This window comes from Alloyangia mangrovi, from assembly GCF_002300555.2.
In the GTDB taxonomy this organism is placed as follows: Bacteria; Pseudomonadota; Alphaproteobacteria; order Rhodobacterales; family Rhodobacteraceae; genus Salipiger; species Salipiger mangrovi.
Window position 1 is genome coordinate 87,386 of the sequence record NZ_NTHN02000006.1, and the last position, 15,989, is coordinate 103,374.

Below are 15,989 nucleotides of genomic sequence, written 5' to 3' on the forward strand. Positions count from 1 at the left end.
GCGCTCAGTCGATCGGGCGTTTCTCGATGAAATGGCCGTAGAGCGAGGTCAGCACCGAGATGCCGATCATCGTGGCAAACCAGTTGATCACCAGCCCGTAGACAAGGTTGACGATCGAGCCCGCGCTGTCGTCGATCAACGCCGGAAGCTCGACCAGCAGCGAGCCGCCGATCACCAGCATGGCCAGGGTCACCACCGCGCCCTCGTCCTCGGCCGTGGCGCGCCAGGCCTGCTTCAGCGTCAGCTTCTCGCCCAGCGCCGAGGCCGGCAGGATCAGCCCGAGCCGGAAGAAGAGGTAGCCGCCCAGCCCGACCAGGCCGAAGACCAGGATCGGCGCCAGCCCCGGCACCGCCGCGCCGACCAGCGCCACGGGGATGGCCGAGACCATCATGCCGAGGAAGATCACCAGACCGATCAGGATCGAGCGGCCGAAATAGCCGAGGATCTCGCCGCCGTGCCATTGCGGCAGCCAGCCGCGCGGCTCTTCTCCGGTCAGCACGAAACGGTGCCAGGCCACGGCGATCCACAGGCTGGCGAGCACCGCCAACACCACCAGCGCCAGCGCCGGAAGGCCGATCACCGGCACGGGCAGCCCGCCCGGACCGCCATCATCTGCATGCAGGTAGGTGGCAATCTGGCTGGCGGCCTGCACGAGGTAGAGCACGAGTGACACGCGCAGCGCGGTGCCGATATTGTCGACCACCATCCGCAGCGAATGCACGAAAATGCGCCAACCCTTCATGAGACCCTCGCCCCGTTTTCCTCAGACATCGCCGACGGCTAGCATATGAGCCCGGAAGGTCAACGGGCGATCCTTGATACCGGGAACAAAACCCAGTAATGCGCGAGGCCAGTTCATACGTGAGGGAAAGCCCATGTCCGCGCCCAAGAAAGTCGTCCTGGCCTATTCCGGGGGCCTCGACACCTCGATCATCCTGAAGTGGCTCCAGACCGAATACGGCTGCGAGGTCGTCACCTTTACCGCCGATCTCGGCCAGGGTGAAGAGCTCGAGCCGGCCCGCGCCAAGGCAGAAATGCTGGGCGTGTCCAAGGTCTATATCGAGGATCTGCGCGAAGAATTCGTGCGCGATTTCGTCTTCCCCATGTTCCGCGCCAATGCCCTCTACGAGGGGCTCTACCTGCTCGGCACCTCGATCGCCCGTCCGCTGATCTCGAAGCGGCTGGTCGAGATCGCCGCGGCCGAGGGTGCCGACGCGGTCGCTCATGGCGCAACCGGCAAGGGCAACGACCAGGTGCGTTTCGAACTGGCCGCCTATGCGCTGAACCCCGACATCAAGGTGATCGCGCCCTGGCGCCTCTGGGACCTGACCTCGCGCACCCGCCTGCTGGAGTTCGCCGAGCAGAACCAGATCCCCGTCGCCAAGGACAAGCGCGGCGAGGCTCCCTTCTCGGTCGACGCCAACCTGCTGCACACCTCCTCCGAGGGCAAGGTTCTGGAAAACCCGGCCGAGGAAGCGCCCGAATACGTGCTGCAGCGCTCTGTTCCCGTCGAGCAGGCGCCGAACGAGCCGGAATACGTTGAGGTGACCTTCGAGAAGGGTGACGCCGTGGCGATCAACGGCGAGGCCATGTCGCCCGCGACGATCCTCACCAAGCTCAACGAACTCGGCGGCAAGCACGGTATCGGCGTGCTCGACCTTGTCGAGAACCGCTTCGTCGGCATGAAGTCGCGCGGCATCTACGAGACCCCGGGCGGCACCCTCCTTCTGGAAGCGCACCGCGGCATCGAGCAGATCACGCTCGACAGCGGCGCCGGCCACCTCAAGGACTCGATCATGCCGCGCTACGCCGAGCTGATCTACAACGGCTTCTGGTTCTCGCCCGAGCGCGAGATGCTGCAGGCGCTGATCGACAAGAGCCAGGAGCACGTCAGCGGCACCGTCCGCCTGAAGCTCTACAAGGGCTCCGCCCGTACCGTGGCGCGCTGGTCGGATCACTCGCTCTACTCCGAGGCCCATGTCACCTTCGAGGATGACGCCGGCGCCTACGATCAGCAGGACGCGGCGGGCTTCATCCAGCTCAACGCCCTGCGCCTCAAGCTGCTGGCCGCGCGGAACCGCCGCCTGAAGGGCTGAGCCCTTTCCCAGCGCTGCACGTCATGATCCCCGCCGGAGACGCCTCCGGCGGGGATATTTGTACCTAGAAGAAACCCCGCGCCCTTCTTCTCGGCACAAATATCCCGGGGAGTCCGCGCGCAAGCGCGGGCGGGACAGCGCCCGGCTTCGCCTCCGACCCGCCCCGCGCTAAACTGGCGTGCGAAACGGAGGGCGCTCTCATGGCCGAACTTCAGGAATTTCTCGACGCGCAGGCCCAGGTCTGGCCCCAGGTCGTGCGCGAATTGCAGGCCGGGCAAAAGGTGAGCCATTGGATCTGGTGGGTCTTTCCGCAGCTCGAGTCGCTTGGCCGCTCGCCGCGCGCGCGGCATTTCGGGATGCGCGATGCCGCCGAAGCCCGCGCCTATCTCGCGCATCCGGTGCTGGGGCCGAGGCTGGCCGAGGCCTCGGGCTGGCTGCTGGAGCATCCGGGGCGGAGCCCCGAGGCGATGCTCGGCCCGGTCGATGCGCTGAAGGTCCGCTCGAGCATGACGCTCTTCGAGGCGGTGCCAGGCGCGCCAGAGGTGTTTTCGCAGGTGCTTGAGCGTCTCTATGGCGGGGTGCGTTGCCCGGTGACACGCGCCGCGCTGGAGGCGCCCTGAGCTGCGGCTCGAAACGACCTGAGCTGCGGCTCGAAACGATCAGGCCCAAAATAATGAACGCCGCCTCCGGTCACGACACCGGAGGCGGCCCAGAGCGCGCCGAGGTGGGGATACGCAAGCACGCCCTAGCCTTGAAGCGCCCGCCGCCGTCCCTGTCGGGACTCGTTTCCTGCGGCTGGCGCCATGGCCCGTCGTTGTCGAGGCTCTTTTGGGCCCCCTTCGACAAGCCTCTGTTCAGTCCTTTTTGAGTGACCCTTCGTCCAAAAGATCCGCCTCTTCGGAGAGTGGCGGCAAATCGTTAAAAACACCTCTAGGCCGGACCAGGATCGAACATCATCCACTCGTTACCCTTCCCGCCGCGACACCGGAGGCAGGAGCGACAGCCTCCGAACACCGCGGTATTCCCTCAGTCACGCAACCACGCCGCGAAGAGTTTCACCCGCGTGCAACTTTTTTTTGCGTTTTCGGGCAGAGCATCTGCCTCCCGGTCTTCACAGCGCACGCGGGCGCCTCGCTCACCAACCGGTGAGACCGATGCAAAACCGTTGATCGGACGCCGCGAGGCGCGCAGGCTTGTCGGGAATGAGAAGGGAGGAGAGATGAAACACCTTGTTTCGGGACTGTTCCTGGCCGCGCTGGTGGCGGTGAGCGCTGCCGGACCCGTTGCGTCAGAGACGCGCGAGATCATCGTCGCCGGTGGCTGCTTCTGGTGCGTCGAGGCGGATTTCGAGAAGGTCCCCGGCGTGCGCGAGGCGATCTCGGGCTACACAGGCGGCACGCTGGCGAACCCCAGCTACAAGCAGGTCAGCCGCGGCGGCACCGGCCATTACGAGGCGGTGCGCATCCTCTACGACGACAGCCGCGTTTCGGCCGAAGACCTCTATGCGCTGTTCTTCCGATCCATCGACCCCACCGACGCAGGCGGGCAGTTTTGCGACCGCGGCGACAGCTACCGCACGGCGATTTTCGCCAATGGTCCGGCGCAGAAACGCGCGGCGATGGCAGCCAAGGCGCAGGCACAGGCGGCGCTTGGGCAGACCATCGTCACCCGGGTTCTGCAGGCGAGCCGCTTTTGGCCCGCCGAGCCCGAGCATCAGGACTATTACAAGGGCACGGGGCTCGTGCTGACCCGTTTCGGCCCGCTGAAGCAATCCTCGGCCTACAAGCGTTACCGCAAGGCCTGCGGGCGGGATGCGCGGGTGCGCGCGCTCTGGGGCAGCGCCGCAGCCTTTGCCGGAGGGTGATGGGGGCGCTTCCCCCGCCCAGCCCAGGCGGGTGCGCCCGGGATATTTGACCCCGGAAGAAGCGCTCAGAAGCGGTATTCGGTGACGTCCTTGAGGTCGGGGATGACGTCGGCCGTGCCCTGTCGGGTGACCATGATCGCGGCGGCGCGTTGCGCCATCTCGATCGAGGTGGCCATGGGAAGTCCCCGGTCGAGACCCGCGAGCAGGTAGCCGGTGAAGGTGTCGCCCGCGCCGGTGGTGTCCACCGGGGTCACCGGCAGCGCGGCGAAATCGCGGCTGTCGCCGGAATCCGTGTTGATCCAGCGGCAGCCACGCGCGCCGAGCGTCACCACCACGTCGCGCACCGGAATGCTGTCGATGCCCTGCCCGGTTGCCGCCTCGAGCTGGGCGGCCTCGATCTCGTTCAGCACCAGCAGGTCGAGCAGCGGCAACACCAGCGTCACCGCGTCGGCATCGAAGGGCGCGGCGGCGTAGGCCACGCGCAGCCCGCGGGCCGAGGCCAGCTCGGCCGCCTCGCGTTGCGCGTTGGTCTCGTTCTGGAAAACGAAGATATCCTCGGGCGAGGCCTCGGCCAGCCCTGCCTCGATGCGCTCGACCGAAAGCGCGCGGTTGGCGCCGGGGTAGATCAGGATGCAGTTCTCGGCATCGCTGTCGAGCATGATGATGGCATGGCCCGTGGCCTCGGAGAGCACGGCGATCTGCCGCGTGTCGACGCCATATTCGGTGAGCCGCTCGATCGCCCAGCGCCCGTCGTCACCGACCGCCCCGAGGTGCCGCACCTGTGCCCCGGCCCTTGCGGCCGCGACCGACATGTTGGCGCCCTTGCCACCCAGCCCGCGGGTCAGCGAGCTCGTCGCGAGGGTCTCTCCCGGGGCCAGAAGATGCGGCACGCGGTAGGTCATGTCCGCGTTGATGGACCCGAGGTTGTAGATCGCCATGCGCGCGCCTTTCAATGTCTGGGCAGATGCGCCCGCCGGACCAGCCCGGCAGGCGCAAAATCGTGTCAGCCGACCTTGCAGGCCGCCAGCACCGCCATGTTCAGAATGTCATTGGCGGTCATCGTCGTCGAGCAGATCTGGATCGAGCTGTCGATGCCGGCGAGGATCGGGCCGATCACCGTGGCACCCGCCATCTCCTGCATCAGCTTGACCGAGATCGAGGCCGAGTGCCGCGCCGGCACCACGAGAATGTTCGCCGGGCCGGTCAGGCGCTGGAAGGGGTAGCTCTCCTGTGCCTTGCGGTTCAGCGCGACGTCGACGGTCATCTCGCCCTCGTATTCGAAGTCGACGCCGCGCTGGTCGAGGATCACCGGCGCGCGGTGCATCTTCGAGGCGCGCTCCGACACCGGGTAGCCGAAGGTCGAGAAGGACACGAAGGCAACCCGCGGCTCGAGGCCGAGGTGCCGGGCAATGCCCGCGGCGCGCTCGGCGATATTGGCGAGGTCTTCTTCCTCGGGCCATTCATGCACCAGCGTGTCGGTGATCAGCACGATCCGGCCCTTGTGCATGAGCGCGGTGACCCCGGCGGCGCCGTGCTGCGTGTCGGCGTCGAAGACGTGGTTGATCGCCTCGAGCACATGCGCCGACTTGCGCGTCGCGCCGGTGATCAGCCCGTCGCCATGGCCATGCGCCAGCATCAGCGCGGCAAAGACATGGCGGTCACGGGCGGCGAGACGGTGCACATCCTGCCGGTCGTAGCCCTTGCGTTGCAGGCGCTGGTAGAGGAACTCCTTGTAGGTCTCGAGATGCTCGGTGTTGGCGGCGTTCACCACCTTGATCTCGCGCACCGCGTCGGCGAGGCCGCTGGCCTCGAGCTTCTCTTTCACATCCGCCTCGCGGCCGACGACGATCGCCTTGCCGAAGCCGTTGCGCTGGTACATGACCGCGGCGCGCAGAACGCGCGGATCGTCGCCCTCGGCGAAGATCATCCGCGACTGCGCCGCGCGGGCGCGGTTGTTGATTCCGCGCAGCACCGAGGCGGTGGGATCCATGCGGCCGCGCAGACCGGCCTCATAGGCCTCCATGTCGATGATCGGACGGCGCGCCGCGCCGGTGTCCATGCCGGCACGCGCCACGGCGGGCGGGATACGGTGGATGAGGCGCGGATCGAAGGGCGTGGGGATGATGTAGTCGCGGCCGAAGGTCAGCGACTTGCCATAAGCCAGCGCCACCTCGTCGGGCACGTCCTCGCGCGCCAGCTCGGCCAGCGCGTTGGCGCAAGCGATCTTCATCTCGTCGTTGATCGCACGGGCGTGGATGTCGAGCGCGCCGCGGAAGAGATAGGGGAAGCCGAGGACGTTGTTCACCTGGTTGGGATAGTCGGAGCGACCGGTTGCGACAATGGCGTCGACGCGGACCTCATGCGCCTCTTCCGGGGTGATCTCGGGATCGGGGTTGGCCATGGCGAAGATCACCGGGTTGTCGGCCATGCTCTTGACCATGTCCTGGGTGACCGCGCCCTTGGCCGAGACGCCGAGGAAGACGTCGGCACCGACCATCGCCTCTTCGAGGGTGCGCAGCTTGGTGTTGGCTGCATGGGCCGACTTCCACTGGTTCATGCCCTCGGTGCGGCCCTGGTAGATCACACCCTTGGTGTCGCACATGATGCAGTTGTCATGCCGCGCGCCCATGGACTTCAGCAGCTCGAGGCAGGCGATGCCCGCCGCCCCCGCGCCGTTGAGCACGATGCGCACATCCTCGATCTTCTTGCCCGAGAGATGCAGCGCGTTGATCAGGCCGGCGGCACAGATCACCGCCGTGCCATGCTGGTCGTCGTGGAAGACCGGGATGTCCATCTCTTCCTTCAGGCGCTGCTCGATGATGAAGCATTCGGGCGCCTTGATGTCCTCGAGGTTGATGCCGCCGAAGGTCGGGCCCATCAGCTTGCAGGCCTTGATGAATTCTTCGGGGTCCTCGGTGTCGAGCTCGATGTCGATCGAGTTCACGTCGGCGAAGCGCTTGAAGAGCACCGACTTGCCCTCCATCACCGGCTTGCCGCCGAGCGCGCCGAGGTTGCCGAGGCCGAGGACCGCGGTGCCGTTCGAGATCACCGCGACGAGGTTGCCCTTGTTGGTGTAATCGTAGGCCAGCTCGGGGTTGGCGGCGATCTCCTCGCAGGGCACCGCTACGCCCGGGGAATAAGCCAGCGACAGGTCGCGCTGCGTTGTCATCGGGACTGTCGCCTGGACCTCCCATTTGCCGGGGGTCGGGTCGAGGTGGAAGGCAAGCGCCTCTTCACGGGTGAATTTTGTTTTTGTCATTGGCTTGCGGTCCTCCGGTATGAGCGGCGTTTCTCTTAGCGCAGCGGAAGCCGCGGCTCAACTGCGCTCGACTGGGGGTGCATTTCGCCTTTCACCGCCCCTGCGCGCTTTGATATGTCTGCCCCAAGCAGCACTGGGGGACTAGATGACGGCAGTCACGCCGATGATGGCGCAATATCTTGAGATCAAGGCGCAATATCCGGACGCGCTCCTCTTCTACCGGATGGGCGACTTCTACGAGATGTTCTTCGACGACGCGGTGGCGGCGTCCGAGGCGCTGGACATTGCCCTGACCAAGCGCGGCAAACACGCAGGCGACGACATTCCCATGTGCGGCGTGCCCGTCCATGCGGCCGAGGGTTACCTGCTGACACTGATCCGCAAGGGATTCCGCGTTGCCGTTGGCGAGCAGCTGGAAAGCCCGGCCGAGGCGAAGAAGCGCGGCCACAAGTCGGTGGTGAAGCGCGACGTGGTGCGGCTGGTGACCCCCGGCACCCTCACCGAGGAGTCGCTGCTCGAAGCCCGCCGCCACAACTACCTCGCCGCTCTGGGCCGTATTCGGGACGATTGGGCGCTGGCCTGGACCGACATTTCCACCGGCGCACTGCACGTCATGCCGCTGAGCCGCGCCCGGATCGGGGCCGAACTGGCGCGGCTGGCGCCCTCGGAGGTGCTGGTCTCCGACAGCACCGATGACGAGCTGCGCCCGGTGCTGAGCGATCTCGGCATCTACCCCACCGTACTCGGCGGCGCCTCTTTCGACAGCGCCGGTGCGGAAGAGAGACTGAAACGGCTCTTCGGCGTGCAGACGCTCTCTGGCTTTGGCGCCTTCGAGCGGCCCGAGCTCTCCGCGCTCGGCGCGCTCGTCGACTATCTCGACATCACGCAGAAGGGCCGCCTGCCCCTGCTCCGCCCGCCGCAGCGCGACGCGGTGTCGAACCTGCTGCAGATCGACGCCGCCACCCGGCGCAATCTCGAGTTGACGCATTCGATGAACGGTGGTCGCGCGGGTTCGCTGCTTTCGGTGATCGACCGCACGGTGACACCCGGTGGCGCGCGCCTGCTTGAAAGGCGCGTTTCCTCCCCTTCGCGCAACCTTGGTATGATCGAGGCCCGGCTTCAGGCTCTGGACTGGGCGATGGAGAGCGGCGAGGCAAACACCCTGCGCGACAGCCTGCGCAAGGTCCCGGACCTCGACCGTGCGCTCTCGCGGCTTGGCCTCGACCGGGGCGGTCCGCGCGATCTTGCCGCCGTGCGCAACGCGCTGGCGCAGGCCGAGGAGATCGCAGAGACCCTTGATAGGGCCGAATTGCCGCCGCTTCTGGCTGATGCACGTGAAACATTGACCGGGCATGACGAGCTCATCGCCCTGCTCGAGGCCGCGCTGGTCGCCGAGCCGCCGCTGATGGTGCGCGACGGCGGCTTCATCGCGCCGGGCTACGATGCGCAGCTCGACGAGGCGCGCACCCTGCGCGACCAGGGGCGCGGCGTGATCGCCTCTATGCAGGCGAAATACGTCGAGCTCGCCGGGGTGAATTCGCTGAAGATCAAGCACAACAACGTGCTCGGCTACTTCATCGAGACCACGGCGACCCATGCCGAGAAGATGATGTCTCCGCCGCTGAACGAGACCTTCATCCACCGCCAGACCACCGCCAACCAGGTGCGCTTCACCACGGTCGAACTGACCGAGCTGGAGACCCGTATCCTGAACGCCGGCAACGAGGCGCTGGAGATCGAAAAGCGGCTCTACGAAAGCCTGAAGGGCGCGATCCTCGAGTGCGCGCCGCAGGTCTCCGAGACCGGCCAGTCGCTGGCCGAGGTCGACGTGGCGCTGGGGCTCGCCGATCTGGCGAAGGCGCAGAAATGGACCCGTCCGCAAGTGGATGGCAGCCGCGCCTTCGAGATCGAGGCGGGCCGCCACCCGGTGGTGGAACGCGCGCTGCAGCAACAGGGCGGCGCGCCCTTCATCGCGAATGATTGCGCCCTGAACGCCAATGGCGAGGGTGCCGCCGTGACCCTGCTCACCGGGCCGAACATGGCCGGTAAGTCGACGTACCTGCGGCAGAACGCGTTGATCGCCCTGCTGGCGCAGATGGGGTCGTATGTCCCTGCCGACCGCGCGCATCTGGGTGTTGTCAGCCAGATCTTCAGCCGCGTCGGCGCCTCGGACGATCTGGCGCGCGGGCGCTCGACCTTCATGGTCGAGATGGTCGAAACTGCCGCCATCCTCAACCAGGCCGACGACCGGGCGCTGGTGATCCTCGACGAGATCGGCCGCGGCACGGCCACCTACGACGGACTTTCGATCGCCTGGGCGACGCTCGAGCACCTGCACGGGGTCAACCGCGTGCGCGGGCTCTTCGCCACCCACTACCACGAGCTGACCCAGCTCGCCGCCAAGCTGACCGGCGTCAGCAATGCCACTGTCGCGGTGAAGGAATGGGAAGGCGAGGTGATCTTCCTGCACGAGGTGCGCGAGGGCGCGGCAGACCGATCCTACGGTGTGCAGGTGGCGCAGCTGGCGGGCCTGCCCGCCGCCGTCATCGCCCGCGCCCGCGACGTGCTGAGCGCTCTGGAAGAAGGTGAACGCGGCCGCACCTCACCGAAGGCCTTGATCGACGACCTGCCGCTCTTCTCGGCGGCAGCGAAACCAGAGCCTGTTGCGGTGAAAAAGGGCCCTTCGGTGATCGAGGAGCGGCTGGAGACCCTGCTGCCCGACGAGATGTCCCCGCGCGAGGCGCTGCAGGCGATCTACGATCTGAAGGCTCTGTTGAAGGGATAGCGGCGTTTCACGTGAATCCATCCGCCGGGGTCGGATTCACGTGAAACGGAAGCCGGATGGGTTCAGCGGAATCCCAGCCCCCGGCCGTGACACGAGAAAGGTAACGACCATGGCATCAGAAGTCCTCGAGATCCCTGCAGGAAACCAAATGTTCGACGGCTACCGGGCCGCGTTCGAGACCTACGGCTTTTCGCCGGCGGTCAAGTCGCGGGGGTTCCTTTTCATTTCCGGCCAGGTTGGCGCACGCCCCGATGGCAGCGCCCCCGACAGCGTCGCAGAGCAGACCGAATGGGCGCTGAAACGCGTCGCCGAACTGCTGCGGATCGCCGGGCTGGACCTGACCGATCTGGTCGATGTCACCAGTTACCACGTCGATATCGAGACCACGCTTCCCGAGTTCATGGCGGTGAAAAAGAAGTTCATCCAGAGCCCCTATCCCGCCTGGTCGATCATCGGAACATCGGGACTGAGCCGCCCGGAGCTGAAAGTCGAAATCAGGGCGGTGGCCGCGTTGCGCGACTGACGGGCGACCGGCAGACCGAACAAAAAACCCCCGGTCTCGCGACCGGGGGTTTTGCATTTCCGTCCTGACAGGGTCAGCCCACCATCGAGCTCACCCCGACCTGCGCCGGACGCAGCAGGCGGTCGTAGAGCATGAAGCCCTCTGCCGAGACCTGGATGATCTCGCCGGCCTTGGTGCCGGGCACCGGGGCCTCGAACATCGCCTCGTGCTGCTTGGGATCGAACTTGTCGCCGACCTCGGGCTTGATGGTGGTCATGCCGTGGCGCGCGAAGACGTTGGTCAGCTCGCGCAGGGTCAGTTCCACGCCCTCGATCAGCGCCTCGCCCGCCTCGGCCTCGCGCGCCGCGTTCAGCGCGCGGCTCAGGTTGTCATAGACCGGCAGCAGGTCACGGGCGAGCTTCGAGCCGCCGTACTGCTGCGCCTCGCGGCGGTCCTTGTCGGCACGCTTGCGGGCGTTCTCGGCATCGGCCAGCGCCCGCATGAAGCGGTCCTTGTACTCGTCGCGCTCGGCGCGCAGCGAGTCGAGCTCGATCGCCTCGTTGTCGATCTCTTCCATCTCGTCGGCGAAAGCCTCTGCCTCTGCCGCCTCGATGTCGTCGAGGAATTCGTCTTTCTTCGCGTCTGCCATGTCTAACCTCTAGCTCCGCTCGGCAATCAGCCTGCCGACCAGCTGTGCCGTGTAGTCCACGATGGGTACGATCCGCCCGTAGTTGAGCCGCGTGGGTCCGATGACCCCGACCGCACCGATTATCTTTCGATCCGCGTTCATATATGGAGAGACCACCAGAGAGGAACCCGAAAGTGAGAAAAGTTTGTTCTCGGAGCCGATAAAAATTCGCACCCCGTCGCCGCTTTCGGCAAGCTGCAGGAACTCGGCGATATCCCGCTTGCGCTCGAGGTCGTCAAACAGCGAGCGGATGCGGTCCAGCTCCTCTGCCTCGCCCTCCTGACCAAGCAGATTCGACGTCCCGCGCACGATCAGCCGGGCGGAATTGTCGGCGTCCTTTTCCCAGGCGGCCATGCCGGTCTCGATCAGCTCGGCAGCCAGCGTGTCGATCTCGCGCCGGCGGGTCGCGATCTGGCGGGAGATCTCGCCACGCAGCTCCGAGAGGGTCTTGCCCTCGATCAGCGCATTGAGGAAATTCGCCGCCTCGCGCATCGAGCTGGGCGTCTGCCCCGCGGGCGGGCGGAACAGCCGGTTCTCGACGGTCCCATCGGCAAAGACCAGCACCACAAGCGCCCGGTCATGGCCGAGCGAGACGAACTCGATGTGCTTGACCGGGGCTTCGTGCTTGGGCGTCAGAACCAAGGAAGCGCCGTGGGTTACCCCCGAGAGCGCCGCACCGACCCGGTCGAGCAGACCGCCCATGTCGTCGCCGCCCTGCGCGGTGGTCGCCTCCAGCGCCAGCCGGTCGGAGGTATCGAGATCGCGCACCTCGAGCAACCCGTCGACGAACATCCGCAGACCCACCTGCGTCGGCACACGACCGGCCGAGACATGCGGGCTGTCGAGCAGGCCGAGATACTCGAGATCCTGCATCACGTTGCGGATCGTCGCCGCCGAGACCTTCTCGGACAGGCTGCGCGTCAGGGTGCGCGAACCCACCGGCTCGCCCGTCTCGAGATAGGATTCAACCACGCGGCGGAACACCTCGCGCGAGCGATCGTTCATCTCTTCGAGAAGACGGCTACCCTCTTTCATGCACAAACTCCGACTGTTCAGGGTCATTAAAGGCCCCCTTCCGCAGCCGTCAATCGGGGTTGCGAGACAGCATCAGCCCCAGTATCCCGGCAGCAACCGAGAAGAGAGGCACTCATGAGACCTTCTGGACGAAATCTAAGCGATATGCGCAGCGTTTCAATCGAAACGGGCGTCACGAAACATGCCGAAGGCTCCTGCCTGATCAAGATGGGCGACACCCACGTGCTGTGCACCGCCACGCTTGAGGACCGCGTGCCGCCCTTCGTGAAGGGCAGCGGCCTGGGCTGGGTCACCGCCGAATACGGCATGCTGCCGCGCTCCACCGGCTCGCGCATGCGCCGCGAGGCGACCGCCGGCAAGCAGGGTGGTCGCACCGTCGAGATCCAGCGGCTGATCGGCCGTTCGCTCCGCGCCGGGGTTGACCGCGTCGCGCTCGGCGAGCGCCAGATCACCATCGACTGTGACGTGATCCAGGCCGACGGCGGCACTCGCTGCGCCTCGATCACCGGCGGCTGGGTCGCTCTGCGCCTCGCGGTGAACAAGCTGATGAAGACCGGCGCCATCACCACCGACCCGCTGACCCCGGTCGCGGCGGTGAGCTGCGGCATCTACGCCGGCCAGCCGGTGCTGGACCTCGACTACGCCGAGGACAGCGAGGCGGGCGTCGACGGCAACTTCATCCTCCGCGGCGACGGGCAGCTGATCGAAGTTCAGATGTCCGCCGAGGGCGCGACCTTCAGCCGGGACCAGATGAACAAGCTGATGGATCTGGCCGAGGCCGGTGTCTCGCAGCTTGTCGAAGCGCAGCTGGCGGCCTGCAAATGACCCGGGTGTTCAGCGACAAGAAGCTGCTGGTCGCGACCCACAACGCGGGCAAGCTCGAGGAGATTACCGAGCTGCTCGCGCCCTACGGGGTCGAGGTCGTGGGAGCGAAGGAGATGAACCTTCCCGAGCCCGAGGAAACCGGCACCACCTTCGTCGAGAATGCCCGCATCAAGGCCCATGCCGCCGCCACGGCCACCGGCCTGCCGGCACTCGCCGACGACAGCGGCATCTCGGTGGATGCGCTGGACGGCGCCCCCGGTGTCTATACCGCCGATTGGGCCGAAACCCCCAACGGTCGGGACTTCGTCATGGCGATGGGCAAGACCCATGACGCCCTGCTGAAGACCGGCGCCGGACAGCCGTGGACCGCGCGCTTCAACTGCACGCTGGTCCTGGCCTGGCCCGACGGCAGCGACGCCGTCTTCCCCGGCGTGATGGAGGGCAAGGTGGTCTGGCCGATGCGCGGCGACAATGGCCACGGCTACGACCCGATTTTCCAGCCCGAAGGCTACGAGATCACCTTTGCCGAGATGACCAGCGACGAGAAGAACCGCATCAGCCACCGCGCCGATGCCTTTGCAAAATTCGTGAAAGGCTGCTTTGCCCGCGATGACGCCTGAAGCCGGGTCCGGAACCTGGCGAGAAGGAGGTTTCGGCCTCTACGTGCACTGGCCTTTCTGCGAGGCCAAATGCCCCTACTGCGACTTCAACAGCCATGTCGTCCGGTCGATCGACCAGACCCGCTGGGCAGACGCACTGAGCTCCGAGGTCCGCCGCTACGGCGAGATGACCTCGGGGCGCATCCTCAACTCGATCTACTTTGGCGGCGGCACGCCCTCGCTCATGGAACCGGCCACGGTTCAGGCGGTGCTCGACGCTGCAAAGGAACATTGGACCTGGGCCAACGACATCGAGATCACCCTCGAAGCCAACCCGCGTTCGGTCGAGGTCTCGAAGTTCGAAGGCTTCCACGAAGCCGGCGTAAACAGGGTCTCCATGGGCATTCAGAGCCTGAGGCCGGACGATCTGCGCCGCCTCGGGCGGCTGCATGACGTGGATGAGGCGATCGTTGCGCTCGAAACCGCCAAGTCGGTCTTCAAGCGGGTCAACTTCGACCTGATCTACGCGCGCGAGAACCAGACCCTGAAAGGCTGGGAAACCGAGCTGCGCGAGGCGCTCGACCTCGCCGCCGACCACCTGTCCCTATACCAGCTGACCATCGAGGAAGGCACGATGTTCTGGGAGCGCGCGCAGCGCGGCCAGATGAAGAAGCTGCCCGACGAGGATCTCGCCGCGGACATGTTCCTCGCGACGCAGGAGATCACCTCCAACGCGGGCTATGCGCCTTATGAAGTGTCGAACCATGCCCTGCCCGGCGCGCAGTCGCGCCACAACCTCGTCTACTGGCGCGGGGGCGACTACGTTGGCGTCGGTCCCGGCGCCCATGGCCGCGTCACGGTGAACGGCATCCGCCATGCCACAGAGGCCTGGAAGATGCCCGGCGCCTGGATCGAGAAGGCCGAGGCCGGACGCGCGGACAGCGTCTTCGACCCGCTCGGCAGTGAGGACATCATGACAGAATTTGTCATGATGGGATTACGCCTGAGCGAGGGGATCTCGCTCTCTCGCCTAGCCGAGATTTCCCCGAAGCCACTGCCCGCCCATAAGCTCACCGAACTTCGGGATCTGGGTCTAATCTGGCGCAACCGGGATCTCATCGGCGCCACAACCGAGGGCCGGCTTGTGCTCAACGGCGTGATCTCCGAGCTTCTGACAAACTGATCCCAGACAGTTTCATGTGAAACGTTACCCACAGGATCCGAGCGGATCCTGTGGAGATCTCTCCCTCTCGCCAAACGCCAAAAACAAGAAGGCCGAGCCACAGGGGCTCGGCCTTGTCAATTCGAACAAGATCTGCCGGATCTGGTCGGATCTGGTGAACAAACACCCCTCCCCGAACCTACGCCTTTTGCTTCATGTGAAACGGCGAGAGATCTCTCCACAGGATCCTGTGGAGAGATCTCTCAGCGGGCGGCGCTCAGGATTGCACAGAGCTTATCCAATTCCTCGAAGCTCTCGTAGCTGATCACCAGCTTTCCGCTCTCGGCGCCCGGCGCATTCTGAATCGCGACCTTCATGCCGAGCGCTGCCGAGAGATCCCCCTCGAGCGCCCGCGTGTCGGCGTCTTTCTGCGCGCCGCCAAAGCCATTAAGACCCTGTTTCGGGGTCTTCTGTGTCTGTGGTTTCGCAAGCTGCTCGGCTTGGCGGACCGACAGCTTGCGCCTGACGATCTCTTTTGCCAGTTCCTCGGGGTTCTCCGAGGTGATCAGCGTGCGCGCATGGCCGGCGGTCAGCTCGCCCTCGACCACCATCGTCTGCACCGACTCCGGCAGGTTCAGCAGGCGCAGCAGGTTGGCGATATGACTACGGCTCTTGCCAAGCGCCTCGGCGATCTTTTCCTGCGTGTGGCCGAAGCGGTTCATCAACTGCTTGTAGCCCGCCGCCTCTTCGATGGCGTTCAGATCCGCGCGCTGGATGTTCTCGATGATCGCGACCTCGAGCACCTCGATGTCGTCGAACTCACGCACCAGCGCCGGCACTTCGTGCAGCTGCGCCATCTGCGCCGCACGCCAGCGGCGTTCACCCGCGACGATCTCGAACTCACCCTCGGCCCCGGGCCGTGGCCGCACGATGATCGGCTGGATAATACCCTTGGTTCGGATCGATTCCGAAAGCTCGTTCAGCTGGTCAGGAGTGAAAGTCCGGCGCGGCTGATCCTTGTTCGGAAACAGCTTCTCGATCGGGATCATCCGGTCCGGCTGGCGCGGCGCCGCCTCTTCCTCAGCGACCACCGCGGGACGCACATCCACATCCGACATCAGAGCCGACAGACCCCGCCCGAGTCCCCGACGCATTTCGCGCTTCTCTGCCATAA

14 protein-coding genes are annotated in these 15,989 nt (G+C 65.9%); 8 read left to right on the forward strand and 6 right to left on the reverse strand.

From position 1 onward, the window contains the following. Window positions 1–4: 4 nt before the first annotated feature. Complete coding sequence (locus CLG85_RS05125; RefSeq protein WP_095882470.1) at window positions 5–742, reverse strand: hypothetical protein; 738 nt, start codon at window positions 740–742, stop codon at window positions 5–7. Window positions 743–875: 133 nt separating this feature from the next. On the opposite strand from CLG85_RS05125, the gene CLG85_RS05130 reads away from it, so the two are divergent. The 3 genes from CLG85_RS05130 to msrA all read left to right on the forward strand — a co-directional run bounded on the left by CLG85_RS05130 (window position 876) and on the right by msrA (window position 3,960). Continuing rightward, complete coding sequence (locus CLG85_RS05130) at window positions 876–2,096, forward strand: argininosuccinate synthase (RefSeq protein ID WP_095882469.1); 1,221 nt, start codon at window positions 876–878, stop codon at window positions 2,094–2,096. Window positions 2,097–2,296: 200 nt separating this feature from the next. Then, a complete protein-coding gene (locus CLG85_RS05135) occupies window positions 2,297–2,716 on the forward strand; it encodes a DUF1810 domain-containing protein (RefSeq protein WP_095882468.1) in 420 nt (139 codons plus the stop codon). A gap of 599 nt (window positions 2,717–3,315) precedes the next feature. After that, window positions 3,316–3,960, forward strand: coding sequence for a peptide-methionine (S)-S-oxide reductase MsrA (msrA, locus tag CLG85_RS05140; RefSeq protein ID WP_095882467.1), 645 nt, complete (start codon window positions 3,316–3,318; stop codon window positions 3,958–3,960). A gap of 65 nt (window positions 3,961–4,025) precedes the next feature. Here the strand turns inward: msrA and CLG85_RS05145 are convergent, their stop codons facing one another. Beyond that, a complete protein-coding gene (locus CLG85_RS05145; protein WP_095882466.1) occupies window positions 4,026–4,898 on the reverse strand; it encodes a ribokinase in 873 nt (290 codons plus the stop codon). A gap of 65 nt (window positions 4,899–4,963) precedes the next feature. Continuing rightward, window positions 4,964–7,219, reverse strand: coding sequence for an NADP-dependent malic enzyme (locus tag CLG85_RS05150; RefSeq protein ID WP_095882465.1), 2,256 nt, complete (start codon window positions 7,217–7,219; stop codon window positions 4,964–4,966). Between the two features lie 145 nt (window positions 7,220–7,364). Between CLG85_RS05150 and mutS the strand changes: the two genes are divergently transcribed. Next, window positions 7,365–10,004 carry a DNA mismatch repair protein MutS gene (gene mutS, locus CLG85_RS05155; RefSeq protein ID WP_235865398.1) on the forward strand — a complete coding sequence of 880 codons (2,640 nt, stop codon included), beginning with the start codon at window positions 7,365–7,367 and terminating at the stop codon, window positions 10,002–10,004. 148 nt (window positions 10,005–10,152) lie between these two features. Then, the gene (locus CLG85_RS05160) at window positions 10,153–10,527 is read left to right on the forward strand and encodes a RidA family protein (protein WP_095882463.1); all 375 of its coding nucleotides are present in this window, start codon (window positions 10,153–10,155) and stop codon (window positions 10,525–10,527) included. A 73-nt stretch (window positions 10,528–10,600) separates the two neighbouring features. Here the strand turns inward: CLG85_RS05160 and CLG85_RS05165 are convergent, their stop codons facing one another. Both CLG85_RS05165 and hrcA read right to left on the reverse strand, forming a co-directional pair. Continuing rightward, the gene (locus CLG85_RS05165) at window positions 10,601–11,155 is read right to left on the reverse strand and encodes a nucleotide exchange factor GrpE (protein WP_095882462.1); all 555 of its coding nucleotides are present in this window, start codon (window positions 11,153–11,155) and stop codon (window positions 10,601–10,603) included. Window positions 11,156–11,164: 9 nt separating this feature from the next. Then, a complete protein-coding gene (gene hrcA, locus CLG85_RS05170; protein ID WP_095882461.1) occupies window positions 11,165–12,229 on the reverse strand; it encodes a heat-inducible transcriptional repressor HrcA in 1,065 nt (354 codons plus the stop codon). Between the two features lie 114 nt (window positions 12,230–12,343). On the opposite strand from hrcA, the gene rph reads away from it, so the two are divergent. Genes rph through hemW form a run of 3 tightly spaced genes read left to right on the forward strand, consistent with a single transcriptional unit; the run spans window position 12,344 to window position 14,836 of the window. Further along, the gene (gene rph / locus CLG85_RS05175; RefSeq protein WP_095882460.1) at window positions 12,344–13,054 is read left to right on the forward strand and encodes a ribonuclease PH; all 711 of its coding nucleotides are present in this window, start codon (window positions 12,344–12,346) and stop codon (window positions 13,052–13,054) included. Beyond that, window positions 13,051–13,674, forward strand: coding sequence for an RdgB/HAM1 family non-canonical purine NTP pyrophosphatase (gene rdgB / locus CLG85_RS05180; protein ID WP_095882459.1), 624 nt, complete (start codon window positions 13,051–13,053; stop codon window positions 13,672–13,674). Before rph ends, rdgB begins: the two co-directional genes overlap by 4 nt. Next, window positions 13,664–14,836, forward strand: coding sequence for a radical SAM family heme chaperone HemW (hemW, locus tag CLG85_RS05185; protein ID WP_095882458.1), 1,173 nt, complete (start codon window positions 13,664–13,666; stop codon window positions 14,834–14,836). The genes rdgB and hemW overlap by 11 nt, the downstream gene beginning before the upstream one ends. Window positions 14,837–15,078: 242 nt before the next feature. On the opposite strand, the gene CLG85_RS05190 is transcribed toward hemW, so the two are convergent. Further along, window positions 15,079–15,987 carry a ParB/RepB/Spo0J family partition protein gene (locus CLG85_RS05190; RefSeq protein WP_095882457.1) on the reverse strand — a complete coding sequence of 303 codons (909 nt, stop codon included), beginning with the start codon at window positions 15,985–15,987 and terminating at the stop codon, window positions 15,079–15,081. Window positions 15,988–15,989 lie beyond the last annotated feature (2 nt).

Bases quoted from the DNA above. Each gene is read 5' to 3' on its own strand.
- CLG85_RS05125 (WP_095882470.1), bottom strand. From the start codon at position 742: ATGAAGGGTTGGCGCATTTTCGTGCATTCGCTGCGGATGGTGGTCGAC.
- CLG85_RS05130 (WP_095882469.1), top strand. From the start codon at position 876: ATGTCCGCGCCCAAGAAAGTCGTCCTGGCCTATTCCGGGGGCCTCGAC.
- CLG85_RS05135 (WP_095882468.1), top strand. From the start codon at position 2,297: ATGGCCGAACTTCAGGAATTTCTCGACGCGCAGGCCCAGGTCTGGCCC.
- msrA (WP_095882467.1), top strand. From the start codon at position 3,316: ATGAAACACCTTGTTTCGGGACTGTTCCTGGCCGCGCTGGTGGCGGTG.
- CLG85_RS05145 (WP_095882466.1), bottom strand. From the start codon at position 4,898: ATGGCGATCTACAACCTCGGGTCCATCAACGCGGACATGACCTACCGC.
- CLG85_RS05150 (WP_095882465.1), bottom strand. From the start codon at position 7,219: ATGACAAAAACAAAATTCACCCGTGAAGAGGCGCTTGCCTTCCACCTC.
- mutS (WP_235865398.1), top strand. From the start codon at position 7,365: ATGACGGCAGTCACGCCGATGATGGCGCAATATCTTGAGATCAAGGCG.
- CLG85_RS05160 (WP_095882463.1), top strand. From the start codon at position 10,153: ATGTTCGACGGCTACCGGGCCGCGTTCGAGACCTACGGCTTTTCGCCG.
- CLG85_RS05165 (WP_095882462.1), bottom strand. From the start codon at position 11,155: ATGGCAGACGCGAAGAAAGACGAATTCCTCGACGACATCGAGGCGGCA.
- hrcA (WP_095882461.1), bottom strand. From the start codon at position 12,229: ATGAAAGAGGGTAGCCGTCTTCTCGAAGAGATGAACGATCGCTCGCGC.
- rph (WP_095882460.1), top strand. From the start codon at position 12,344: ATGAGACCTTCTGGACGAAATCTAAGCGATATGCGCAGCGTTTCAATC.
- rdgB (WP_095882459.1), top strand. From the start codon at position 13,051: ATGACCCGGGTGTTCAGCGACAAGAAGCTGCTGGTCGCGACCCACAAC.
- hemW (WP_095882458.1), top strand. From the start codon at position 13,664: ATGACGCCTGAAGCCGGGTCCGGAACCTGGCGAGAAGGAGGTTTCGGC.
- CLG85_RS05190 (WP_095882457.1), bottom strand. From the start codon at position 15,987: ATGGCAGAGAAGCGCGAAATGCGTCGGGGACTCGGGCGGGGTCTGTCG.